This window comes from Lewinella sp. JB7 (assembly GCF_024297185.1).
Taxonomy (GTDB): domain Bacteria; phylum Bacteroidota; class Bacteroidia; order Chitinophagales; family Saprospiraceae; genus Neolewinella.
Genome location: NZ_JANCTD010000002.1, coordinates 80,263 through 105,428, shown reverse-complemented (window position 1 = coordinate 105,428; position 25,166 = coordinate 80,263). Strand labels below are relative to the sequence as shown.

Sequence of the window (25,166 nt, the reverse complement as noted above, 5' to 3'; positions counted from 1 at the left end):
CACCTTCCCGCCTGCTTACTCCGCCCGTAACGGCGAATGCAGATCGATGTACACGTTCTCCCGTTTCGGCGGCGAAATGCTCTGCAGGTAATCGGAGCTCTGGGCCTTACTGTTCTCTACGAAGGGGCGGATCTGAAACAGCCAAATCTTATCGTCCTGGAACCCGAGTTCCACGTCGTAGGGTCCTTCCGCTTCCACCCCGGGAGCCTGGGGCATAACTTCCTCTACCTCCTGCCCGAGCTTGTACAGGTCCACGAGATTTTGGTGACTGAGTACCGGTTCGTTAAAGGCGGCGGCCACCATGGTACTGCCGCCCGTCGCGGGTAAGCGGCGGTGCATGCGCTCCCGGGCGGGTGCCTGCAGGGTGAAGCGCCCGAAGCGATCCAGGAGGTAAGATTCCGCGGCCTGGCCATCCACGGCCCCGCCGGCACCCCGGCTGAATGCAACGGTGATGTCGTCCTGTTCCCCCGTCGTTACCCCCTTGGTGATCATGACGCCGGAGTAGTCCACGTCTACGCTGGGGATGATCAGGATACTGGGGAATACGTTCTCGGGATTGAGCAGGTAGCGCTGCCGCCATTCGTAGCTGCGGTCGGTGTACGGGCTGGCCCAGACTTCCTTGATTCCGTTCAGGATCGCCGTTTCCTTGACTACGTTGAATACGGTTTTATTCAGACCCGCGCCGGTAAAATCGGCCAGGTCCTCCATATTCGTGTCGGACCGCAGGAAGACAGGCACGGTTCCGGACTTTCCCCCAAGAATTTCTTCGAAGCCTTCGCGCAACTGGGCGATCAGTTTACCCTCGATGCGGATCTCGGCGATTGCCGCCCGGAGGGTAGCCAGCTGCGTCAGGGTGAATTCTTCCACTTCGCTGGCCGGACGTCCCTTCTTTTCCATGGCCGCGGACTCCGCGAACCCTTCGTTAAGAAACTGCCAATAGGAGGTGCCGTCGGGCTGACCGGGCATTTGCTGGTCGAGGTGCTCGCGGAAGACTCCGAAGGGGATGACCAGTCCTTCCACGACCTTGTCCGGAAAGAGTTGTTTGAGCTGTCCCAGATTCGCGGCCTTAGGGCCGCAGCGGACTCCGCTATCGGAGCTGTTCACGTCCCGTAAGTTGAGCACGTCGCGGGTGGTCAGATCGATGCGGTCGACGGGAACCCGGATTCGTTCCTGGCTTCGCTCGCGGACGGCAAAGAGTTCGCGTTCCGTATCGTTCAGGTCGTCCACGGGCTTCATGAGGACCGTGCCCCCGTTCGAAACGGCGAAAAAGACTTCTTCGCCGTCGTAGGGCTTGAGTTCCTCGAACTGTCGGTCGGTGAGTACCGCGTTGGGGATGCCGAGGTTCCGGGCTAGCAACTGCACGTGGCTGACCATATTGCCCTCGCTCACCGTCAGGATTCCGCCAACGGGTTTCAGATCAGCGGGCGGACGACTGAAGACGAAGATGTCCCGGTCGTTGACGACTACCTCGTCGGGAGTCCCCTCCACCAGGCGAAGAGTCCCGCGGGCGTAGCCCGGATTCAGCCCCCGGGCCTGCGCCTGCGAGCGGATGTCCATCAGCGCGTTGCCGGACTCACTGTTGCGGGCCAGCCAGTCGCCCAGGTCGCCGACGGCCTGCCCGAGGGGAAGGAGAACCGATCCGCGGATACGGTCGTCGAGAAACGACAGGGCGCGGGGTTCGAAGCGGGCATACCGCTCCACCACCTCACCGTAGGTGGCCCGGTTGGTGGCCGTCCCCCACTCCACGAACCGTCGGGCGTTGTCGAGGTAGGCGGTCAGCATATCGGGCCGGATGTACTGGTAATTCGGGTCCGCGATGTTCGGTCCGCCGGTTTCGTATTCCCACAGCTCGATGAAGCCGGCGCCGGTGGCCGCCTCCCCGAGGTAGCAGATTTTCTCCATTTGTTCGCGGGCGGTTGCGGGCGTCCACTCCGGCGCGGTACGGAAGACCAGATCGCTGAGTTCATTTAGGATATCGATGAGGCGCAGCTTATCGACCGACCGGCGCTCCTCCGTGACGAGGGAACGGCGAATGCGCAACATGAGCCCGGTAGCGGCGGTGAGGCGATCGAGGTCGTTGTCGACGCCGGGGCGCCGGGTCTGGATATCCACGAAGCGCTCAATGCGTCGGCGCAGGGAATCCTGGGCGGGTAAAGCGCCGGCGAGGTCGGTGACGTTGCTGAGATCACTGCCCCCGTAAGCGGTCTGAATGTCCTCCACCAGTTGTCCCGCTTCGGCGTATAGCCGTTTATCTTTCAGTTCTTGTTCGTGTTGCTCCATGAAGGTTTGCACGGCTCCCGCGTCCCCGCCCGACGGACGACCGTGAATCTTGATCCGTAGATCCATGAAGGGGGGATAACGATCGGCGATCTCCTTACTCCGGGCGCGTATCCGTTGGTTGAGGTCGGTATCTCCGCGGTGAGGAATATCGCGGGCCGCCTGCAGGATGAGGTAGAAATCTTCCTCCAGCACCCGATCCCGTGACAGTAGCCACTGGAAAAACTTACGGCCCCACTCTTCTTCGTCCTCCACCTGAAAGGCGCCCCGGTAGTAGCGGGCTTTTTCCAGGATCCAGCCGTCGTCGTTGGCGACCAGGTAGTTATTGAGTTGGTACTGCTTGAGCCGGCTGTGATCGTTGCCAGCATCCCAGAAGGGGGCGAAGTCGGTGTCGGCGAGCACCTGACCGAAATACAACTGGTTGCCCCGCATCAACTCCTTCACCACCGGCTTGTAGTCAGCGTGTTGGCGGGCCTTGTCGTCATCCGGACAGGGATCGCGTGCGGCTCGCTTGCTCCCGTCGGAACAGAACCAGAAGATGCCGCTATAGGGGCCGCGGGGGTCGGTCCGGAATTCTTCGATCAACGCTTCGATCCGTTGGTCCGTGAGCTGGGCTTCGAGGGCTACCGGCAGGTAGGAACAGAAAAGAGCCATGCCGTAAAGGGACAGGGAGCGGCGGTGGTAGGTCAGGGAAAACATCGGGGAGGGTTATAAATGAGCGAAGGCAAAAGTACGCCTACCGTACGGCAATCGTGGGTGTAAGCAGTTTAATGGCAAAAGGGCGTTACTTTACGGGGTCAACCGCTGCGTACCGGCTACGTGAACATCTTACTAGCTTCGTACTTCTAACATAAATCTCACCGCCTACGTGATAGCAATCCGCATCCTGGCCTACGTTCTGGGCGCCTTCGGCATTATCGGTACGCTGATGCCCTTTCTGAAGTACGACGACTGGTGGATTCGTGGCTTCGACTACCCCCGGCAACAGCTCCTCTTCCTGCTCGGCCTGTCGGCCCTGTTGTGGTTTATCTCCCGCAGTTCCAACGATACGGTAAACCTGACGATCGGCGTCCTGCTGATGATTGCCACGGCCTACCAGGCCTACCGCATCTACCCCTATACCCCCCTGCACGGCCGGGATGCCCGGGACGCCCAGCGGACGGAAGAGTCCGACCGTCACCTGAGCCTCATGATGAGCAACGTGTTGCAGACCAATAAGCGCACCGACCTGGTCATCGACCTAGTGAAAGAGATGAATCCGGACATCCTGCTGACGGTGGAGACCAACGCCTGGTGGGAAGAGAAACTGCGGGAAGGAATCGGGGAAGACTATCCCCATCAGGTGCCCGTGCCCATTGAAAATCTTTACGGCATGCACCTGTGGAGCAAGATCGAACTGATCGATCCCCAGGTTAAGTACCGGATCAAGGACGACATTCCTAGCATCGATACCCAGATCGAATTGCCCAACGGCCGGTTGGTGGACCTGCACTTCGTACATCCCATGCCCCCCAGCCCCTCGGAAGCCTACGCCAGTACCGGCCGCGACGCCGAACTCGCGCTGGTCGGATTGGAGGTACAGAAAAAGCCCGAGTCGACCGTCATCGTGGCCGGTGACATGAACGACGTGGCCTGGTCCCACTCCTCCCGCCTCTTTCAGCGATTGAGCGGCCTGCTGGACCCGCGGCGCGGACGGGGTCTCTATTCCACCTTTCACGCCGAACACCGGTTCCTGCGTTGGCCCCTGGATCACGTGTTTCACTCGACCGACCTGACCGTCCTGGATCTACAACGTCTACGCTACGTCGGATCGGACCATTTTCCCGTCCTCATTCGCCTGAGTTACGAACCGGAACAGGACGATAATCAGGGAGAAACCCCCGAAGGGGATGACCTGGAGGAGGCTTCCGAAACCATTAAGAAGGGTAAACGCCACGAAGACGATGCCGTGATCAAGGGCGGAGAATGATTCGCAAAAAGATGTTACTTTTATTACGTATCATCATACCCACCGCCCGCCCCGGGCTATCTTTGCACCGCCCAATACCACCTATTTATGAAAAATGTCGTTTCTCAGCGCTTCATTAAGTGCCACGATAAGCTTAAAGCGGAGAAACGAATCAGGTCCAGCCGTGCCTTCGCCATGTCGCTCGACTACCTACCGCAATCGCTCAGCGAAATTCTGAAGGGCCGCCGTGACGTCACCATCGAACTGCTCCGACAGGCCATTGCAAAGTATAAGCTCAACCCCGTTTACCTCTTTACGGGAGACGGCCCGATGTTTATGACCGAGGAGAGCGACCAGAACTTCCGGGTGCTCACCACCATCACCACCCCCGATGCGGACGAACTCATCGTTCACGTGCCGCTCCCCGCCCAGTCAGTGTACGCGGCGGAACTGGGGGACCCGAGTTTCGTGGAAAGCCTGCCGACCTACAGCCTGCCGGATTACAAGTATAAGGTGGGCACCCACCGGAGTTTCGACGTGCCCGGCAACAGTATGGAGCCTACCCTCTTCGAGGGGGACAAGATCGTTTGCGCGTTCCTGGAGCCGACCCTGTGGCAAAGCGGCATCAAGGATAATTATGCTTACGTGATCGTTACCCGCAGCGACGTGGTGGTCAAACGGGTGAGAAACCACATCGCCGACACTAAGGAGCTGGAAGTGATCTCCGACAACAGTTTCTACGAAACCTACCGTATTCCTCTGTCCGACCTGCGGGAGATCTGGTACGTGCGGGCCCGCATCACGCCCTTCCTACCCTCCCCCCAGAATATCCAACGCTACGTCCACGACGAGATGAGCGAACTTAAGGCAACCATCGCTCAGCAGGGCAAACTCATCAACCGCCTGGGCATTTCCGTCGAAAAGGCCCTCAGCAATCGTCACCGCGAGTAAGGAGGTGCTACAGGACCACCAGAATGTCGGTGGCCGCGCGTTTACCGTCGCGCAATTTGACCGTGTAGGTTCCCGGAGGAAGTTTGCGGGTAAAGAGCAGCAAATGATTGCCGTTCATGATAATCTCCCGGTGCACCCGCTGACCTGCGGCGTCGCGGAGTTCAATGCGGAGCGACTCGAGCGACCAGGTGTCGTCGAGCCAGGTTTCCACCCGGTCCCGCCCGCTCAGCGCATCGTAGCTCAGTTCGAAGGAAGGGTCTTCGTGTATGGGCATGACGGCGTACGAATCGGCAACCAGCAGGCCGGCTATGAGGGGGGAATGCGATTGCGCCAGACCGGACGCGGAGCCGGTAAGACAGCAGACAAGAAAGATGACCGTGGTCGTCAAAAGACGGCCGCCGGAGCAGTGTAACTGGAGGTGCATGGTGTAGTGTACTAAAAAGTAACCGTTATATACATAATTGTTACGATTCGGTACATATTGTCCTACCCTAGCGAATCTCGTAGTCCCAGGTAATATTTACACCTCCGGCCTTCAGCATCAGCGATACGCTGCAGAGTTTCTCCATACTCAGGCGACAGGCACGTTCGACCTTCTTGTCGTCCAGATTTCCGAAGAGGATGTAGTGCAGGTGAATGTCGGTGAATAACCGGGGTTCGGTATCGACGCGTTTGCCTTCGACCCGCACCTTCAGGTCATCAAGCGCCTGCCGTTGCTTCTTCAGGAGCAGGACGATGTCGATGCTCGAGCAGCTGGCCACGGCGGAGAGTACGAGTTGCATCGGGCGCATTCCGGCCCCCTGGCCACCGATGTCGGGACTGCCGTCCGTGCGTACGGTTTGCCCCTCGTCGTTCGAGGTTTCAAAAAGGAAAGCGTCGTCGAGGCGGTTGAGTTCTACGGTCATTACTTGGCGCGATTAGTGGCCCACATCAGGCGGTTATCGTTTACTTCCACCCAGTAGCCATCGGGGTCCTGCAGATATACCTGGCGTACGCCGTCGGGCCGCGTATTGGATTGCATGGCTTCGCCCCGCCACGTTTCGAACGGGATGGACTCCTTGCGGAGATGGTCGACAAAATCATCAAAGTTTGCGACGGCGATACACAGGTGCACCCCTTTGGTAGTCTTTACGTCGACCGTATCCGTTTCAATGATGTGCAGCGCCATTCCTTCTCCGAGGGAGAACCACACGCGGCGGTCATTGCCAGTCCCGTTGAAGACCGTTTCGAGCTGAAAGACCCGTTGGTAAAAGTCGGCGCTGCGCTGCAGATTGTCGACATTGATCGCGTAATGGTCGAAACTGGCCCGGAAGGGTCCGTTTTCCGTTCCGAAGGGCGATAGTTTAGGCGTACACGATAGCATCAGCGTACAGCACGCCAGGAGGAAGAATTTTTGCATGCGACTTCTTTTGGGTGGCGAAAGATACACGAAGCGGCTTAACTGTCGCTGGTAGCGGCGGGAAGGATACTATCCCCTGCCGAGCTATCCGCGCCCGGGGCACAAGTAAGGTGTGCAAATAACGGAAACGTGCCCGCCCTTCCCGGCCAAATTCGCCGCCGCTTCGGCAGTGCACCGCCGGCTACACCAGGAGTTCAGGCTCGGTATTCAGCGTGATTCGCTCGGTCGACAGCAGCGTTTTTCGAAGGCCGGCCGTACGCGTAAATACGTAGTTGAAGTAGAATCGGGCGGTTACGAGCTTGGAACGGTAAAAGTGGTTCTCCTCCGCACCCTCGGCGGTAGGCAGGGCGCGGACCGCGGCGTTGGCTTGCTTCAGCCACATCCAGCCGATCACGTGTAGTCCGAAGTACTCCAGAAACACGGTAGCGTCGGCCAAAAAGACGCGGGGCTCTTCCTTGCGAGCCAGAGTAAGTAGGTGGTTCAGCACTTGTTGCATCTCGGTAAGTCCGGTGGCCAGGGCATCGGCCAGGACCCGGGTTCGCTCGTCGCCCCCGGCCTCGTGCAGGCTTTGCTGTATTTCTTCCGCGAGTAGACTCACGGCCCTGCCTTCCGCCAGCATTACCTTGCGCCCGAGCAGATCGAGACCGTGAATGGTGGTCGTGCCTTCGTAAATGGAATTGACCCGAATGTCACGGAAAATCTGCTCGAGCGGAAAATCGTCGGTGTACCCCGCCCCGCCGAGCACCTGCATACCCAGACTGACGGCCTCATTACCGTACTCACTCGGAAAGCTTTTAGCAATCGGCGTCAGCAGCTCGAGGAGTAGCCGACTGCGGTCGTCGCGTTTAACCCGGTGGGTGTCTTCGTACAGACTACACTGCAGGAGCAGCGCTACGCCGCCCTCCACGACCGATTTCTGAAACAACAGCATACGCCGCACGTCGGCGTGTTCGATGATGGGCACCTGGGGGGCATTTACGTCCTTGTTGCCGGGGTGGCGACCCTGGGGGCGCTCGCGGGCGTAGGTGAGGCTGGCGTAGTAGGCCGCCGAGGCGGAGCCGGCCGCCATCATGCCCGTGCCGATACGCGCCTCATTCATCATGAGGAACATGTTCTTGAGTCCGTTGAATTCCTCCCCCACCAGGAAACCGCGGGTAGGGCCCTGTTCGCCGTACATCAGGTGGGCGGCAACGTATCCCCGCTGCCCCATTTTACCGTAGATACCGGCCGTGGTGACGTTATTGTCCCGGAGCTCACCGTTTGGTTCGGGCAGGTACTTCGGTACCACAAACAGGCTTACACCGCGTACGCCGGCGGGACCGTCCTTCTGCCGGGCCAGGAGCAGGTGGACGACGTTATCGACACCGGTGTGGTCGCCGCCGCTGATGTAGATCTTCTGGCCGTAGATGTGGTAGCTTCCATCGGGCTGTTCTTCGTAGTAGCTCGTGATGTCGCTCAGGGAACTGCCCGCCTGGGGCTCGGTGAGGGCCATGGTTCCCTGCCACCGACCGCTGGCCATCGGTTCGAGGTAGGTTTGCTTAAGTTCTTCACTTCCAAATTCCCGGATCAGGTTGGCGGCACCGGTCGTGAGGAATCCGTAGGCCGCCAGGTTGCCGTTCGCCGATTGGAAGATCAGGCTTCCCGAATTGTGGACGGTGAGGGGCATTTGCTGCCCCTGGTGCTCGAACCCCCAGGCCGCGCTCAGCCAACCGCTTTCCCCGAGGGCCCGCATCCCCTCCCCGACCGCCGGGAGTACGTGAACTTCTCCGTCGGCGAAGTAGGCCTTTTCGCGGTCCATCTCACGGTACGCCGGCCACAGATACTGATCGGCCAGTTGCTTGGCGGCGTCGAGGCTAAAGTCGATCGCCTCCTGGTCAAAATCGCGGAACCGTTCGCTGGCCCGTAGCTCGCTGAGGTCGAGTACTTCGTGGAGCATAAAGCGCAGGTTGCGGAGGGAAACGTATTGCATGGATCGGTTTGGTTTGTCGGCTTGGAAAATCTTGACCGGTTACCCGTTGGACGGTGCCACCCCGTTGGACGGTGCCACCCCGTTGGACGGTCCTACCCCGTTGGACGGTGTTACCCCGTTGGACGGTGTCACCCCGTTGGACGGTCCCACCCCGTTGGACGGTCCCACCCCGTTGGACGGTCCCACCCCGTTGGACGGTGTCAACCCGTTGGACGGTGTCACCCCGTTGGACGGTCCCACCCCGTTGGACGGTCCCACCCCGTTGGACGGTCCCACCCCGTTGGACGGTGCCACCCCGTTGGACGGTGCCACCCCGTTGGACGGTGCCACCCCGTTGGACGGTGTCACCCCGTTGGACGGTTACGGTTACGGTTACGGTAGAAATACCGCTAATGTAGCCAGGGAAGGCCGGCTTTAGATAAAATACTTCGCACCCGCGTCCCCGCCGTATCTTCGCCCGCTCAAAAAAACCTGGCCCGTGGCTAATAAGTATTTCGACCTGATTGACCAGACCTTCTACTTCCCCCAGGAGGGATTTGATATGGACAACGGGTACCTGACGTTTAACCGCATCCCCCTCATCCACCTTATTCGCAAGTACGGGACTCCGCTGAAGCTTACTTACCTACCGAGTATCGGTCGCAAGATCAAGGAAGCCCGGAATCTGTTTCGCCGGGCCATGCGCGCGCAGGGATATGCCGGCCAGTACAACTATTGCTACTGCACGAAAAGCAGTCACTTTGCCCACGTGGTGGAAGAAGCGCTTGACCACGACGTCCAACTGGAAATCAGCTCGGCCTACGACGTGGACCTCATCCGTCGCCTGTACGCCCGCAAGCGGTTGGACAAAAAGATCAAGATCGTCTGCAACGGTTTTAAACCGGAAAACTACCTGGAGGGCATTGTCGGTCTGATGAACGACGGCTTCGAGAACGTGATCGCCGTCGTCGACAACAGCCACGAACTCGACTACTACGAGCAACACGTGGAGGGCGTGGCCAAGATCGGCATTAGGATGGCCACCGAGGAAGAACCAAACTTCGAATTTTACACCAGTCGCTTAGGCCTCCGCAACGCGGACGTGCTGCCCCTCTTCCGGGAACGTATCAAGGACAGCGAGAAACTGGAGCTGCACATGCTCCACTTTTTCGTGGACACCGGCATCAAAGACACCCTCTACTACTGGGGCGAACTGAAGAAGGCCGTACGTCTCTACGGCGAACTGAAAAAAGAAAGCGAAAACCTGCACGCCCTCAACATCGGCGGAGGTATGCCCATCCGCAACAGCCTCGGCTTTGAGTTCGACTACAAGTACATGGTCCGGGAGATCGTGAAGAACATCCTCGATGCCTGTGAGGAAGACGAGGTACCCGAGCCCGACATCTTCACGGAATTCGGGAAGTATACCGTCGGCGAGAGCGGCGCGACCATTTTCTCGGTGCTGGCCCGCAAACAGCAGAACGACAGTGAGATGTGGTACATGATCGACAACTCACTGATGACCACGCTGCCCGATGCCTGGGGGATCGGCGAACGCTTTATCCTGCTCCCGATCAACAAGTGGGACCGCGACTACCGACGCGTGAACATCGGTGGCCTGAGCTGCGACAACTCCGACTATTACAACTCCGAGATTCACGAGAGCCAGGTGTACCTGCCCGTGGATAAGGAGGGTGATGAGGAACCGCTTTACCTGGGATTCTTCCATACGGGAGCCTACCAGGATAGCATCAGCGGGTACGGCGGAATCAAGCACTGCATGATTCCGAGTCCCCAACACATCATCATCGACCTGGACGACGAGGGCAACCTCACCGACCGCGTGCTGGCGGGCAAGCAGTCGGCGGAGAGTATGCTGCAAATTCTGGGGTACTAATATTCCCCATGTGGGTAAAGGAGTGGGCTATTTAGCCTTCTCCGCCACCTCCCCGATTTTCGCAAAGAATGCCCGGACTTCGGCTACTCCGGTGAGGGTGTAGCGGGCGGCGGTACGTCCCTGTCCGACCTTGATGCTTACGCCCCAGTCGGGCAGCGCCCGGAAAATGTCTTCGTCCGTGCTGTCGTCACCGATACCGAGTACGAAGTCCCACTTCTGTTTACCTACCCAGTACTGGGTGGCCTTGCCTTTGTTTACGCCGGCGTTCTTGATCTCCACCACCTTATTGCCTTCGAGCACCTGCAGGTCCTGGTTCTGGATCAGGTAGGTCAGCATGTCGCGGAACTCGCGCACACGCTTGTTCCCCAGATCACGATCGATGTTCCGGTAATGCCAGGCCAGGCTGTAATCTTTTTCCTCGATGAAGGAGCCGGGTGTGCGGGACACCAGGTTTTCGAGCAGTTCGCGCACCTTGGGTTTCCAACCATCTACTACGTTGGGGTTCAGCGACCACTCGCCGTTTTCCTTCATCCACACGCCGTGCTCGGCGGCCATGTGGGTGGGCAGATGGCCGAGCCACTTCTGCAGGGTACCCCGGTCGCGGCCACTATTGACCACTACGGTATTCTTGGGATCGGCGGCCAGGGTAGCGAGTACGTTGAGGACGACATCATCGGGACTGACGGCCTGAGGATCCGGATTGAAGTCCATGAGCGTACCGTCGTAGTCGATGAAGAGCAGGCGGTTCTCGGCCTGCTCGTAGCTCTGGGTGACGGCATCGAGGGCCTCGCCGCTGAGGTGAGTAGTGTTGTGCATTTTATTCTTCTCTTTCAGTTTTTGCTGTTCCTTGATGAAGGTGGCCGCCCAGTGCTTGACGTCGTACTGCCGCAGCTTTTCCTGCATCATCTCCATGCGCTGGACCTGCTCGTCGACCGACATTTCCAGGGCTTCCACGAGGGCATCCTCGATGTCCTGACTGCTCTGGGGGTTCACCGTCAGGGCGCCGTCGTTGAGCTCATAGACCGCACCGGCCATCTCGCTGAGGATGAGCACGCCACGTTTGGTATCCTCCTTAGCCGCTACGTATTCCTTGGCCACCAGGTTCATCCCGTCGCGCAGGGGCGTGATGAGGGCGATATCCGCTTCCTTATATAAGGTAGTGAGGGCCGCGAAATTGAGGGAGCGGTAATAATAGTGGATCGGCATCCAGTCGAAGGTGCCGTACTCGGAGTTGACGCGACTCACCAGTACGTCCACTTCGTGCTTCAGGCTCTGGTACTGATCGACGTTTGCCCGGCTAGGGACCACGATCATGATCAGATTGACCTTACCCGTATACTCGGGGTTTTTCCGGATGAACTGCGCGAAGGCCCGTATGCGGTGGGGGATGCCTTTCGTGTAGTCAAGGCGATCTACGCTGAGCACGATCTTCCGGCTGGCGTGGAGTTTGCGGATCTCCCCGCTGCTCTGGTCGCTGATGGCGTCCACGTCAGGATGAGCGTACTTTTCGTACTCGATGCCCATCGGGAACACGTCCACGTTCACCTGCCGGTCCCCGATGGTGAGGCGGCCGAACTCGTGTTCGTAGCCGGTGATCCGGTAGGCGGCCGAGAGGAAGTGCCGCATGTAACCGAAGGTGTGAAAGCCGACCTGATCGGCTCCGAGAATACCGTCGAGAATTTCCTTGCGCCAGGGGAGGATGCGGAAGACCTCGTAACTCGGAAAGGGGATGTGCAGAAAGAAACCAATGCTGATCTTCGGAAACTTGGCACGAATCATTGCCGGAAGTAACATCAGCTGGTAGTCGTGCACCCAGACCATATCGTCCTCCCGCAGGTGATCCTCGATGGCCTGAAAGAATTTGAAGTTGACTTCCTGATAGGCGTCCCACATGTCGTCGTTGTAGACGGTGTACTCCGTAAAGTAGTGGAAGTGGGGCCAGATGGTCTTATTGCTAAAACCTTCGTAGTACAGGTCGATTTCCCGATCCGTAAGAAAGACGGGGATCAAACTGCGCTTCATCAGGTCATTGCGAATCGCCTCCCGTTCCCATTCGTTCGTAATATCCTCGCCGGGCCACCCGATCCAGATCTTATTGTAGGAATCGTCAAGTGAATTGAGTCCCGTGGCCAATCCGCCGGCACTGGGGTGGTAATGAAGTTCACCATCGCTGCGATTTACGGTAATCGGCAGGCGGTTAGATATGATGACGAGTCGGGACATGTGTTGCGCAAAATTTTGTTCTCTCAGTTGTCCGGCAACCAGGCCGGCGGGGTGAGGGGAAGGTAACTAAAATATGAACATCTGCCGGGCGTCACGCGCCACTTCAGACTGGCTTCTTTCGAGGCTAAGTCCACTGTCCGGATGATCGTCGAAGAAGCGTTTGACCACGCGCAGGCGATGGGTGTAGCGCCGGTGCGCATGATCGAAAATCCCGAAGTGGTCGATGCCATCCGTCCGGACACGCCCCGACACGTGCAAAACGGTGCTATCGGACAGAATAATCCCGACGTGGTTAATTTTTCCCCGCTCGTCCCCGAAAAAAGCAAGATCGCCCTCCTGACACTGGACCATGAAATCTACCGGTCTTCCCATGCGGGCGATCGTGCCGACGTCGTGGGGAAAGCGCAGACCGACCAGGCGAGCAAGCAGCTGCACCAGGGCACTGCCGTCGATGCCCGTGGGGGTCCGTCCCCCCCGGAGTTCGGGCACGTGCAGCCACCGGCGCGCCATACGAATCATGAGGTGGGCGTCGGGCCGCATATCCTCCGAGAGTACGGCCTGTCCGGAGTACACGAAGCGGTTTTCGCCGTGGCGGGCCTGAAGCCCGTCGTAGCCGGGCAGGCGGGCACCGAAAGTGACGGGGATTCCGTGGCGGTCGCTCATCATGGCGGCATACATCTCCAGGGCGAAAGCCGGAGCATCCGTTTGCCGGTCGAATATGGCCTGGGGCACCGCTAATAATTGGTCAATGCGCACGAATCCCTCCAGAGTATCCTCCGCCCGGACGATGGCCGTGAACTCCCCGACGGCTTCTCCGACCCGCACGGGCTCGCCCAACAGCAGCTGGGAAACCATGGGGCTGCTTTCCCTCGGGCGGGCCCGGATGGCGGCGGCGGTATACTTGCCCGTTGCGAAGCCTGCTTTCATCGGCGGCAAGATAGAGTGGCTTGTGCGATCTTTCTTAGCTTTGCCGCCTAAGCTACCGGTGATGAGGCAGATATATTTGGTCCTGGTTTTACTCCTCGCTTCCGCCGTCGGTCAGGCGCAGGATCCGGTGTATTCCCAATTCTTCTCGTCCCCCACCCTGCTCAACCCGGCCTTCACGGGCCTTTTCCCCGGCCGTTACCGCATCGCCCTGAATCACCGCAGCCAGTGGCCGCAGCTGCTGTCGACGCCCTACAGCACTTCGGCCTTCGCCGCCGACTTTCACTACGACCTCGATCCGAAGCGACGGGACACCGACGGATTCGGGGCCGGCGTGGTCTTCCTCAACGACCGACTTCCCGAAGTAGGCTACGCCAGCAACCAGGCCATGATCTCGGGTGCCTTCCACAAAACGCTCGACGCCCGGGGCGAACGCACGCTGAGTCTCGGCGGTCAGGTCGGCATCATCCAGCGCAACGTCGGGTACGGAGAACTCTCCTTCGAGGACGAATTCAACGGCACGACGGGCTACATCGCCGGCGCCGGCGGAGAATTGCTGCCCGAAAATAACGTTGCCTTTGCCGACTACCAGCTCGGACTCAACTACAGCTCCCTGCCCAGCCGGGGCGTGGGCGTGTTTACGGGAGTGGCCGTACACCACGTAGGCGCGCCCGAACAGAGCTTCTACGCGGAGGCCACCGCGGGCGACGAAATCGAAGTGACCAACACGCTGCACCGCCGGTACAGCGCATACCTGAATCTGCGGCTACGGCGAACGGGCTCGGTTGAAATTTCGCCACGGGCGTACTTCCTGTCGCAGGGACCACACGCCACCCTGCACGCCGGATCTAACGTCCGCTTATTAGTGAACTACGTGACCGGCACTTCCGTCCACCTCGGATCCTGGTTGCGCATGGCGTCAAGTTCTGGTGGTTTCGGTCCGGACAGCGTCGTCGGCCTGGTCGGCCTGGAAGTATCGGATTTTGTCTTCGGTCTGAGCTACGACGTCGGTATAAATCCCAAGGTCGTACGCGCGCAGCACCGGGGGGCTTTCGAGTTAAGCATCTCCTATCTCGGTCTGGGGGAAGACGATGGCGCGGTACCCTGTCCGAAGTTTTAATCCTGGCGTACACTAAAATCGTTGTAGGCGGGATTACATTCCGGTAACTCCCGCACTATGCAGTATTTATTACTTACCCTCCTGTTTGTCTGCTCTACCCTTTCCCTATCGGCCCAGGTCGAATGGCTTACTTGGGAGGAAGCGATGCAACGAAATGCTACCGAACCCCGGAACATCCTGGTCGACGTGTACACCGACTGGTGCGGTTGGTGCAAGAAGATGGACCAGCAAGTCTTCGCCGCGCCGGAGATCGCCGAGCACATTTCCAAAAACTTCTACGCCGTAAAGCTCGATGCCGAGCAGCGCGAGGACATTACCTACGACGGCCACGTATTCTCCTACGACCCCGGCGTGGGCCGGCGGGGCGTTCACGCGCTGGCGGTGGCCCTACTGGACGGCCGCATGAGCTATCCCAGCGTCGTGTACCTGGATGCGCGGCGACAGCGCATCACGATCAGTCCGGGCTTCAAACCCGCAAAGGCCTACCTGAACGAACTTCGGTACATCAGCGAAGGTCACTTCCGGGAACTGTCCTATAAAGACTACCTGGATACCCTCTCGAAGTAAGGACCATTAGCGGGTGAGAAACCGCTTTTTGGGAACACCGATCCCCACGAACCCCTTAATTAGTCGGGACGTTCGAAAAAAACTCAAATTTTTTTCTTCCCGTACACATCGGGCTAATTCCGGCCTGACTAACCCGCCAAAGTCCCGTACCACCCAGCCATGAGCCCGGACGCTTTTCACCAAAAATTGGCCGTTCGTACCGGTCATCATCCATTCATAACCCAGAATCGGTGAGCGGCAGGCGAAATTGGTTAACCAGATTTTCGGAAGTTCGGAGGGGCAGTTTCATCCCGCTCATCTCTCCGATTGTTGCCAGCCCAACGATTAGCCCCACACCCATGGGGTGTTCCTATTGACGCAGGGTGTTACATTTGTATCAACGACGAAGGGGAATTTGTTTTTCTTCGCCGATGTGTCTCTCATTTTTAAACCTATTTTTTAACGGGAGTAGGAATTTGTTTGGTTCCTGCACCATTATTTTCGAAGTGTTTGTTTAGGCGCGATACGCCACGGTTAATAGTTTCTCAGTAGACAAGAATAAGACTTACTAGACCCGCACGGTGCAACGTGTGGGTCTTTTTTATTGCCCCGGGCAGCGGCGGTCAACGTACAAATAAAGGGGGGTCGCGGCGGCGGGCGCGCAGGAGCCGACTCTAGCGAAATACCCAACTTAGCCGTACAAAGTGCCGCCCTCCCCACGTTCGTGGGGTAGCGCGGGCGGGGGGCAGCCATATCTTTGTAGTACCGCATTAATAGCGGCAGTAGCATTCGGATTTACGTCTCTCACCACAAACCCTTCCCACGTCAAGTGCGGCACATTCCCATTTTCGCTCGCATTTCGTCAAGCACCATTACGGCAGGTATTGCCCAAGATTTATTTACGGTAGTTAGAAAGTGTAATGTTCGGCCCCCGCATTGTTGCGGGGGCCTTTTTTCTGGAAAATGCGATCTACCCCACGAAGATGTGGGCATGTCCGGCTACCCTTCCTCGTTATCCATATATCACCGAAACCCGCAAGATATTTTACTCCAGACTCTTCCATTAGCCCCGCAAGTAAAGGTTAAGACAATTGATTGCAATATGCAGCAATTGTGATCCTTGGATAGTTTTTTAACGGCAATTGGCGCCGTAACTTTTTGTTATTATGGTAGTTAGAAAGCTTTATTGTACGGTCCGCGCCCCTGGCGCGGGCCTTTTTTTCGTCGGTCCCTGACCGGACGGCAGGGTGCACGGCAATGAACTCCCGCCCCCGCCACCTACGTTCATGCATCAATCGATGCCCCCCACCAATGACTTTGCCCCTTTCCGTTGCCGTATTGCTCCTGCTCCTATCCGCTTGCGCCGACGGCCCGCCGGACTCCACGCCGTCCCCGCAGTCCATTACGCCGGTGGCCGCCACGGCCGATACCGTCGCCAGTGACCAGATCGAGCACACGCTGCAGAGCAATCCGGATGCCCCGGTGGAAGAAGCGCTTCCCCAAACCGAAAAACCGGTCGTCAAGGCACCGGTAAAATCACCCACCCCCGTTGCGCCTCCGGCCCCCACCAACCCCGCACCCGCGGCCCCGCCCTCCGCGAGTACGGCCGCTACTCCCCCCCGCCCCGCCAGCGATGCCCCGAATCACGAAAGCTGGGATGCCCTTTTACGTCGCCACGTATCGCCGTCCGGTCGGGTCGACTACGTGGGGTTCAGCCAAAACTCCGCCCAACTCGACGCGTACCTTGATCTCCTCGCGAAAAAAACACCCGGTAAGAGCTGGTCGTCGGCGGAGGCGCTGGCCTACTGGATCAATGCGTACAATGCCTACACGGTGAAACTGATTTTGGACAACTGGCCCGTCAAGAGTATTCGCGACATCGACCAGCCCTGGGATAAGCGGTGGATCAAGCTGGGGACAAAGACGTACAGCCTCAACCAGATCGAGCACGAAATCATCCGGCCTACCTTCAAGGAACCCCGCATTCACTTCGCCCTGGTGTGCGCCGCCGAAAGTTGCCCGCCGCTCGCCAACCGGGCCTACACCGCATCCAATCTGGAGCAAATGCTGGAAACGCGGACCCGCAGCTTCATCAACGACGAAAAATTTAACGTGACCCAGGAAGCCGTCGTGCGGGTTTCTCCCCTCTTTGACTGGTACGCCCAGGATTTCGGTGATGTCAAAGACTACCTTAATCAGTACCTGACGACCGATATTCCGGCCGGAAAAGAACTGCACTTTTTGGAGTACGACTGGTCGTTGAACGACTAAGCTATACCTTGCGGCCCATGGCCAAGTTAAAGCAAACGGTTAGGCTTCCCTACGAAACCGAGCCCAACGTCGTCTACGCGGGCGATGCCGTCAGTACCCTTCGTTACGACGACGTCTACTACACCCACCACGTGGGAAAAGTAGCGGGAATCGAGCAAACCACGCCGCAACAATTTACCATCAGTGGTAGCGGCGAAGTACACCTGCGCCTCGAAGTATGGCACGATGACCTTATCCGCTTTACGTATACCTACGGCGAACCGGAAGCGGACTTCAGCTACGCCCGCGACGCGGACGCCCGTCCCGCGGAGGTGAAGCCGAGCCTGAAGGAGAGCGAGGAAGGCTACCTGCTGCAAACAACTACCCTGGAAGTGCGGGTGGCCCGGGCCGATGCCTCCGTGCGCGTCACCGACCGGGAAAGCGGCTTGGTCCTGCACGAATACGCCGCTCCCTTCTACGCGCGCCATACTCTGATGCACGGGCTCGACCAGATGCGCCTCCAGTTTACCACCGACCGCCACGAGGGGTTTTACGGTCTGGGGGATAAGGCGTGGGATACGGACCTCAACGGACGTTGCTTCGAAAACTGGAACAGCGACTCCTTCGCTTACGGACGGGAGCGTGATGCACTCTACCGCACCGTCCCCTTTTTTTACGGGCTGCGGGAAGGACATGGCTACGGGATCTTCGTCGATAACGGGTACCGGAGCCACTTCGACTTCAACAGCAACCGCGACGGGCTGGCCACCGTCTGGACCGCCGGCGGGGCTTTTGACTACTACTTCATCAACGGTCCACGGTTGGATGAAGTCGCGCGCCGGTACGCGCAACTAACGGGAGTGCCCGAGCTGCCGGCCCTCTGGACCCTGGGCTATCACCAGTGCCGGTGGAGTTACTATCCGGAAAGTCGGGTAAGGGAGCTGGCCGCCACCTTCCGGGAAAAGAACATCCCCTGCGACGCCGTCTACCTCGACATCGACTACATGGATGGCTACCGCTGCTTCACCTGGAACGAGGAATACTTCCCCGACCCGAAGGGAATGATCGCGGACCTGAGAAAGGATGGTTTTCACACCGTCGTAATGATCGATCCGGGCATCCGCGTGGATGAGGACTACCACGTGTACCGACAGGGCGTGGAGCGCGACGCCTTCTGCCGTCGGAGTACGGGCGAACAAATGGTGGGGCCGGTCTGGCCCGCCGAATGCGTGTGGCCGGATTACACCAATCCCCGCGTCCGCGACTGGTGGGGCACCCTCTACCGCCGGCTGTACGTAGACCACGGCGTCAGCGGCTTCTGGAACGACATGAACGAGCCGGCCATGTTCAAAGTCAACGCCCTCACTTTCCCCCCCGACGTGCGCCACGACTACGATGGGCTCACCGGCGACCACAAGAAGGCCCACAACATCTACGGGATGCAGATGGCCCGCGCTACCTTCGACGGGCTGAAAAAACTACAACCGGCGAAGCGGCCCTTCCTCCTCGCCCGCGCCAGCTTCAGCGGCGGACAGCGCTACGCATCGCTGTGGACGGGGGATAATATCGCCAGTTGGGAGCACCTGGCACTCGCCAACCGTCAGTGTCTACGCCTTTCCATCAGCGGCTTCAGCTTCGTCGGCACCGACATCGGGGGCTTCGTGGACGACCCGACTCCCGAGCTGCTCACCCGTTGGCTGCAACTGGCCGTTTTCCACCCCCTGATGCGCGTGCACAGTATGGGCAACAATACGGACGGAGCGGCCGAGACCGAGACGGAGGAAGTACAGAAGGCGGAGCAAAACGACCGGCAGGATCAGGAGCCCTGGGTCCACGGCGGCGTACATACCGAGCACAACCGCCGGGCCATCGAACTTCGGTATCGCTTACTCCCCTACCTCTATTCGGCCTTCCGCCGGCACGTAATTACGGGGATGCCCGTACTGCGGAACCTGTTCTTCTACGACCAGCTGGACCCCCAATGTCGCAAGTACGGCGATCAGTTTTTGGCCGGGGAAGACCTGCTCGTCTGTCCGGTGGTAGAACCCGGACTCAAGTCCCAGCAAGTGTACCTACCCCGGGGGGAATGGTACAGCTACTGGACCGGCAACCACTACGCGGGTCACCGAAAGATTCGCGTGCGCCTGCGCCCGGACCGGATGCCCATCTTCGTACGGGCCGGCGCCATCCTACCTACCGTAGCTCCGGTGCAGCATACCGGCCAACTCAGCGATTTGGACACGCTGCAACTGACGGTTTTCGTAGCCGATTGCGGAGAAAGCATGCTCTACTGGGACGCCGGCGAGGGTTACGGGCACCAGGCCGGACAGTACAGCGAACGCCACTTCAGTACCCGGCGGGAGGGCAACCGGATCACCCTGACGCAGCGTACGGAGGGTGACTTCAACGTCAACTTCCGCCACGCCGACGTTCGCCTGGTTGGCCTGCGCCACGCTCCGGGTCGGGTGGTCGTGGATGGCCGGGAGCTGCCCCACGCGCTGCGTTTCGACCGGCGGGGGGCTTCGGTTGTTGTGCCCATAAACTTCACTACCGTCACCATCGAGTAGCCACCACTCGACGCGGGAATCAACGCAGCATGTTTACAGGAATCATTGAAGCGGCCGGTACCGTCGCTCACATCGAACGCGATCGGGACAACGTACACTTCACCGTACGCAGTCCGCTCAGCGACGAACTGAAAATCGATCAGAGTCTGGCCCACGACGGGGTTTGCCTTACGGTCGTGGGGATGGAATCGGGCACCCATACCGTCACCGCCATCCGGGAGACGCTCCAGCGCACCCGCCTCGGCGACTGGGAAGTCGGCGGGCGCATCAATTTGGAACGCGCCATGCAGGCCGGCGCCCGGCTGGACGGGCACATCGTGCAGGGTCACGTGGATACGGTAGGCGTCTGTACCGACGTCGAGGGAAGCGGGGGTAGTTGGTACTATACCTTCCGCTACGATACCGACGATCTGCTGGTCGATAAGGGCAGCGTGTGCGTCAACGGCGTCAGCCTGACGGTCGTGGAGCCAACCCACGATACTTTCCGGGTAGCTATCATTCCGTACACCTACGAGCACACCAATTTCCGGGAGCTCCGCGCGGGAAGCCGGGTGAACCTCGAGTTCGACATCATCGGCAAATACATTGCCCGCCAGATGGCCGCGTACCGGAAATGAGACACAAAGTTTCCTTAAGGGACAATAAAGTCTTTGCCGGGAGGAACAATCGGACGATCTTGTTCCTATAACGAACACGCCCCGCAAACCTTCCCGCATGATGAAAACACTACTCCTCCCCCTACTGCTGGCTCTTCCCGTCCTGCTCTTCTCCCAACGGGGAAGCACTCCCGCACCCGGCGAGGCCCGCATTCCCGCCCGTCAGGCACGGGCCGCAAAGGCCGTCGCCGATACCTTATTCCCGGCGGTTCTACTGGAAAACTGCGCCCGCAGCATCTCCCCCTACTTCGTACAGGACACCGGCTACCTCATCGGCAGTAACATCTACGGCGACGTGGCCCAGTTGCAGCGGATCGTACACCCCAGCTCTTCATCCTTCCAGGTCACGTCGATCCAGGTACCCTTCGTGCTGGCCGACAGCGCGGCGCTGGACATCTACTTGCGCGCGGTCGTGTTTAGTGAAGTGGACGATGACGGGCGCCCCACCGCTTACCTGGGCGCCAGCGACTCGCTACAGGTACGCGACTTTAACCGCGACACTACCGGCGGTTTTATTCGCTTCACCGAATTTACGTTCTCCGAACCGGTCACGGTCGACAACGACAGTTTTCTTATCGGAATCGATTTCTCCAACACCTACTCCGATACCGCCATCCAGTTCGTAGGGCTCTACGGCACCGCGGTAGGCTGCGGGGACGGCGACAATCTCGTGCAGGTGACGGCCACCACCTCGGGCCTGGTCTTCGGTACCTTCGCCGATTATTACTCAGCCGACCTGGAGATCCCCGTTTACGTAGCGGTCGAAAGTATCACGACCTCCTTACGTAATCCCACGGTGGCGGACTACGGCGTCACCCTGGCTCCGAACCCGGTAGCGAACGATTTGACTCTATCCTTCCAGGCTCACGCTCCGGGAGACTACACCGTACACCTGACGGATCTGACCGGGCGGCGTTTGCGCTCTTCCCCCTACTCCCGGCCGAGCGGTCGGGTGGACGTTCGGTGGGAAGTCGGCGATCTACCTACCGGCATTTACGTGTACCACCTGGACGGACCGGAGGGGCGCCAGTCGGGGAAGGTCGTTAAGCGTTAAGCTCCAGCAGTCCCAGCGGCAGATCCATAACGAGCACGGACTCCTCCTCGCGCACCCCGATAACGAGATCGGGGTGGAGCGGAATGTACACCGGCTTATCTGCGTGGGTGATCTCGGCGAGGTAGTGCTCCGGCAGGTCCACGATGCCCTCGATGGGCCCCAGCCGTGGATACCCCTCCGCCTCGATCGTGTATCCGATCACCTCGTCCCAGGGCGTATCGGCTTCTTCCGGCTGTTCGCTCACCTGATCGGCGGGCAACAACAGGGGTTGGTTGGCGAGTAGGGCTACCTGTTCACGGGTGTCGAAGGTTTCCAGCTTGACGGTTAGTTTTCCGCCCTGCCGGAAGCGTTCCAGAAAGTAAGGAATGGGTCTCTCGCCGATGAGCACGGCCCGGGCGAGCGCCAGGTCGTCTTCGTATCCTTCATCGACGTAGACCGTAAGTTCACCCCGGATTCCGTGGGGGCGGCCGGTCGTGCCGATCTGTACCAGTTCCATAACTGCCTGAATTTTAGGGTGGCGGGGACGCGGGTCCGGTATCTATGCGGAGCCTGCGGCAGCAAAGGTAATCGGCCGTGGCCGGACGCTATTCAGGGCGTAATTCGTCCAGGCTAATCGCTGTGGTAAGGGGGCCATCGGTCGTCAATTTTTGCTCGGCCATTGCCCGCCCGCGTAGGGCGCAATCTTCCCAGTCCAGTTTATTGACGTAGCCCGCCAAAAATCCAGACCAGAAGGCATCGCCGGCACCGGTCGTGTCTACTACCTCGACCGGCCGCGCCGGGGTCGCGAACGATCCCGCTTCGCTGACGACGTAGCTCCCGCGTGCTCCCAGCGTCAGACACACGACGCCCGCGCCGAGGTCCAGGATACTACCGGCGGCTTCCGCTACCTCCTCCACGGGTTCGTCGAACAGGCGTTCGTAGTCTACTTCGCTGCACTTGACGAGCGTTCCCGCGCCCTCCCCTCCCAGGGCGATGTACTTACTGATCACCCACAAGGCCTCCAGGCGGTTGGGCCAGATCTTGGCGGCGTAGTTGACGTCGATGCTCAGCCGTCCGCCGGCGGCGGCCACCCGGGCGGCGGCGGCCATGATCGAGCCGCGGGCGGGTTGCCGGCTGAGGGCGAAGGCGGTCGTGTGAAACAGTCGGCATTCGGCCAGGTAATCTTCGGGGAACTGTTCCGGTGCGATGTACTTATCCGCCGAACGGTAGGCCTCGAAGTTGCTGACCTGCCGGGATTTCGTGACCAGAATGAGCGTCGTGGGGTCGGGGGCGGTGGCGATCAGCGATACGTCGCAGCCGGTATCGGCGACCGCTTCGCGTAGCAGCTCGCCGGCGTCGTCGTCGCCGACGGTAGCCACCAGGCCGACGGACTGTCCCAGCCTCGCCAGGTTCATCGCCAGGTTGGCGGGACTGCCACCGGCGTACCGCCGGTAGGTATCCGCGGATCGGAAGTCCGGAGCATACTCGGTGCTGAGAAGGTCGACGAGTAGTTCGCCTACGCAGAGGATTTCCGGATGCTTCATGTCCGGAAGTTAAGCCGGATGTGTTTAATACCGGTGACGTCGGCCCGCCCTGCCCCTTCCGCTGCCGGCGTGCTTAAGGAGTACTTGTGGGCTACCCGCCGCAAAGTGTTCTACATCGTGGCCTTCTTTGCTCCCGCGGCCCCGCCCGTTTAAACAATGACGTGAAGTACCTTTACCGTATGGTAGATACTGACGTCAAACTCATCAGCGTAGAGGAGGTGATTAAGGCCCGGCACCAGTTGCGTGGGGTAGCGCTCGAGACCCCACTGATGCGCAGTACCCGCTTGAGCAAGCTCTACAACGCCGATATTTACCTGAAACGGGAGGACCTGCAGGAAGTACGCAGCTACAAGATCCGGGGCAGCTACAACAAGATGGCTTCCCTGAGCAAGGCCGAGCGCGACCGCGGAGTGGTGTGTGCCAGCGCCGGAAATCACGCCCAGGGACTCGCTTACGCCTGCAACGCGATGCAGGTGAACGGGGTCATCTTCATGCCCGTCGTCACTCCTTCCCAGAAGGTGCGCAAAGTGCGCATGTTCGGCGGGGACTACGTGGAAGTCGTGCTGATCGGAGATACTTACGACGACGCCTACTCCGAATCGATGCGCGTGGCGCAGGAGCGTGGCCTCACCTACGTGCACCCCTTCGACGATCCCAAGACCATCGCGGGACAGGGTACCGTAGGGCTGGAGATCCTTGACGCCGCGACCCGGCCCGTCGATCTCGTTGTGATGGCCGTAGGCGGGGGCGGATTGAGCGCCGGCGTCGGCAGCGTATTCCGGCAGCTGAGTCCCCAGACCCGCCTCATCGGCGTGGAACCCAGCGGGGCGCCGGCCATGTACGACAGCATCCGGCAGGGCAAGATCGTCACCCTGGACAAGATTGACAGTTTCGTCGACGGCGCGGCGGTGCGGCGGGTCGGGACTAACAACTTCCCCATCGTCCGCGAAACCTTCGAGCGGATCGAACTGGTGGACGAGGGGAAGGTCTGCGGCGTGATGCTGGACCTGTACAACGAGGACGGCCTGGTGGTGGAGCCCGCCGGAGCCCTTTCGATTGCGGTACTCGATCAGTTAGGAGACCTGAGCGGGCAGCACATCGTCTGCGTCGTCAGCGGCGGGAACAATGACATTACCCGTACCCCCGAGATTCAGGAGCGAGCCCTGATGTATGCGGGACTAAAACACTACTTCATCGTGGAATTTCCGCAGCGGTCGGGGGCGCTTCGCGACTTTCTCGACGTTCTGGGCCCCGAAGATGACATTACTCACTTCGAATACACGAAAAAGCACAATCGCGCCATGGGCCCCGCCCTGGTGGGCATTCAACTCGGCGCGCGCGGCGACTTCGAATTGCTCCTGGAACGGATGGATAAGCGTAAACTGCGGTACGAACACCTCAACGACCAGCCCATCCTGTTCGAGATGTTGATCTGAGCGATGTTTCAGCTCTTCGGCAGGCGACCGATTTATGGTGCCCCTCCGGAACTCCGTATGGCTATCGGGTGTACCATGTACATGGAAGTAAACATTGCCTGCCCCAAATGCGCCTGGGAACCGGACGGTCGCCCCTACTGGCACTGCGACCGGTGTCACGCACGCTTCGATACGTTCGAAACCACGGCAATTTGTCCGAATTGCCGGAAGCAGTTTCACGACACTCAGTGCATCGCCTGCAGTGAGCACTCCCCCCACCTGGACTGGTACCGCAACCTGGATACCTGGCTCCGCGACCAACTGGCCAAGATCCGGGAGCGGGTACTCGCGAACGAGTAGCAGTCCCCGAGCGTCAGTACTGGTATCGTCCGGAATACGCGGGGTGGCGGAGTGGTGTAGGCATCCTTTTTTATTCCCGGGACCGGTCCTTATCATTACACCGAGATA

20 protein-coding genes are annotated in these 25,166 nt (G+C 59.5%); 11 read left to right on the top strand and 9 right to left on the bottom strand.

The window, feature by feature from the left end:
- Positions 1-15: 15 nt before the first annotated feature.
- A complete protein-coding gene (locus NMA52_RS04050) occupies positions 16-2,976 on the bottom strand; it encodes a PEP/pyruvate-binding domain-containing protein (RefSeq protein ID WP_254826363.1) in 2,961 nt (986 codons plus the stop codon).
- Between the two features lie 169 nt (positions 2,977-3,145).
- Between NMA52_RS04050 and NMA52_RS04045 the strand changes: the two genes are divergently transcribed.
- Positions 3,146-4,246: an endonuclease/exonuclease/phosphatase family protein gene (locus NMA52_RS04045; RefSeq protein ID WP_254826362.1), complete on the top strand. Its 1,101-nt coding sequence runs from the start codon at positions 3,146-3,148 to the stop codon at positions 4,244-4,246.
- Between the two features lie 87 nt (positions 4,247-4,333).
- Entirely contained in the window at positions 4,334-5,176 is an 843-nt protein-coding gene (locus tag NMA52_RS04040) for a LexA family transcriptional regulator (RefSeq protein WP_254826361.1), read from the top strand.
- 7 nt (positions 5,177-5,183) lie between these two features.
- Here NMA52_RS04040 and NMA52_RS04035 read toward each other — a convergent pair whose 3' ends face one another.
- The 4 genes from NMA52_RS04035 to NMA52_RS04020 form a co-directional block, all read right to left on the bottom strand.
- On the bottom strand, positions 5,184-5,600 hold the full coding sequence (locus tag NMA52_RS04035; RefSeq protein WP_254826360.1) for a T9SS type A sorting domain-containing protein: 417 nt from the start codon (positions 5,598-5,600) through the stop codon (positions 5,184-5,186).
- A gap of 67 nt (positions 5,601-5,667) precedes the next feature.
- A complete protein-coding gene (locus tag NMA52_RS04030; RefSeq protein ID WP_254826359.1) occupies positions 5,668-6,081 on the bottom strand; it encodes an OsmC family protein in 414 nt (137 codons plus the stop codon).
- Positions 6,081-6,575, bottom strand: coding sequence for a VOC family protein (locus tag NMA52_RS04025; protein WP_254826358.1), 495 nt, complete (start codon positions 6,573-6,575; stop codon positions 6,081-6,083). The genes NMA52_RS04030 and NMA52_RS04025 overlap by 1 nt, the downstream gene beginning before the upstream one ends.
- Before the next feature lie 181 nt (positions 6,576-6,756).
- Positions 6,757-8,544 carry an acyl-CoA dehydrogenase gene (locus tag NMA52_RS04020; protein WP_254826357.1) on the bottom strand — a complete coding sequence of 596 codons (1,788 nt, stop codon included), beginning with the start codon at positions 8,542-8,544 and terminating at the stop codon, positions 6,757-6,759.
- Between the two features lie 478 nt (positions 8,545-9,022).
- On the opposite strand from NMA52_RS04020, the gene NMA52_RS04015 reads away from it, so the two are divergent.
- Positions 9,023-10,420, top strand: coding sequence for an arginine decarboxylase (locus NMA52_RS04015; protein ID WP_254826356.1), 1,398 nt, complete (start codon positions 9,023-9,025; stop codon positions 10,418-10,420).
- Between the two features lie 27 nt (positions 10,421-10,447).
- On the opposite strand, the gene NMA52_RS04010 is transcribed toward NMA52_RS04015, so the two are convergent.
- Together NMA52_RS04010 and NMA52_RS04005 are read right to left on the bottom strand one after the other, a co-directional pair.
- Entirely contained in the window at positions 10,448-12,643 is a 2,196-nt protein-coding gene (locus NMA52_RS04010; protein ID WP_254826355.1) for a bifunctional alpha,alpha-trehalose-phosphate synthase (UDP-forming)/trehalose-phosphatase, read from the bottom strand.
- A gap of 66 nt (positions 12,644-12,709) precedes the next feature.
- Complete coding sequence (locus NMA52_RS04005) at positions 12,710-13,570, bottom strand: NlpC/P60 family protein (RefSeq protein ID WP_254826354.1); 861 nt, start codon at positions 13,568-13,570, stop codon at positions 12,710-12,712.
- A 61-nt stretch (positions 13,571-13,631) separates the two neighbouring features.
- On the opposite strand from NMA52_RS04005, the gene NMA52_RS04000 reads away from it, so the two are divergent.
- The 6 genes from NMA52_RS04000 to NMA52_RS03975 all read left to right on the top strand — a co-directional run bounded on the left by NMA52_RS04000 (position 13,632) and on the right by NMA52_RS03975 (position 21,760).
- Positions 13,632-14,687, top strand: a complete 1,056-nt coding sequence (locus NMA52_RS04000; protein ID WP_254826353.1) for a PorP/SprF family type IX secretion system membrane protein — start codon at positions 13,632-13,634, stop codon at positions 14,685-14,687.
- A gap of 57 nt (positions 14,688-14,744) precedes the next feature.
- Positions 14,745-15,254 (top strand): DUF255 domain-containing protein, encoded by a 510-nt coding sequence (locus tag NMA52_RS03995; RefSeq protein WP_254826352.1) that lies wholly within the window; start codon positions 14,745-14,747, stop codon positions 15,252-15,254.
- A gap of 1,290 nt (positions 15,255-16,544) precedes the next feature.
- On the top strand, positions 16,545-17,504 hold the full coding sequence (locus NMA52_RS03990) for a DUF547 domain-containing protein (protein WP_254826351.1): 960 nt from the start codon (positions 16,545-16,547) through the stop codon (positions 17,502-17,504).
- A 17-nt stretch (positions 17,505-17,521) separates the two neighbouring features.
- The gene (locus NMA52_RS03985; RefSeq protein ID WP_254826350.1) at positions 17,522-20,050 is read left to right on the top strand and encodes a TIM-barrel domain-containing protein; all 2,529 of its coding nucleotides are present in this window, start codon (positions 17,522-17,524) and stop codon (positions 20,048-20,050) included.
- 29 nt (positions 20,051-20,079) lie between these two features.
- Positions 20,080-20,667, top strand: coding sequence for a riboflavin synthase (locus NMA52_RS03980; protein WP_254826349.1), 588 nt, complete (start codon positions 20,080-20,082; stop codon positions 20,665-20,667).
- 97 nt (positions 20,668-20,764) lie between these two features.
- Positions 20,765-21,760 carry a T9SS type A sorting domain-containing protein gene (locus tag NMA52_RS03975; protein WP_254826348.1) on the top strand — a complete coding sequence of 332 codons (996 nt, stop codon included), beginning with the start codon at positions 20,765-20,767 and terminating at the stop codon, positions 21,758-21,760.
- On the opposite strand, the gene NMA52_RS03970 is transcribed toward NMA52_RS03975, so the two are convergent.
- Positions 21,750-22,256 (bottom strand): ribosome maturation factor RimM, encoded by a 507-nt coding sequence (locus NMA52_RS03970; RefSeq protein WP_254826347.1) that lies wholly within the window; start codon positions 22,254-22,256, stop codon positions 21,750-21,752. The genes NMA52_RS03975 and NMA52_RS03970 overlap by 11 nt on opposite strands.
- A gap of 88 nt (positions 22,257-22,344) precedes the next feature.
- Entirely contained in the window at positions 22,345-23,283 is a 939-nt protein-coding gene (locus NMA52_RS03965; RefSeq protein WP_254826346.1) for a carbohydrate kinase family protein, read from the bottom strand.
- Between the two features lie 179 nt (positions 23,284-23,462).
- Here NMA52_RS03965 and ilvA point away from each other — a divergent pair, with 179 nt between their 5' ends.
- Positions 23,463-24,719, top strand: coding sequence for a threonine ammonia-lyase (ilvA, locus tag NMA52_RS03960; RefSeq protein ID WP_254826345.1), 1,257 nt, complete (start codon positions 23,463-23,465; stop codon positions 24,717-24,719).
- Between the two features lie 81 nt (positions 24,720-24,800).
- Positions 24,801-25,058, top strand: coding sequence for a hypothetical protein (locus NMA52_RS03955; protein ID WP_254826344.1), 258 nt, complete (start codon positions 24,801-24,803; stop codon positions 25,056-25,058).
- The last annotated feature ends 108 nt before the right edge of the window (positions 25,059-25,166 follow it).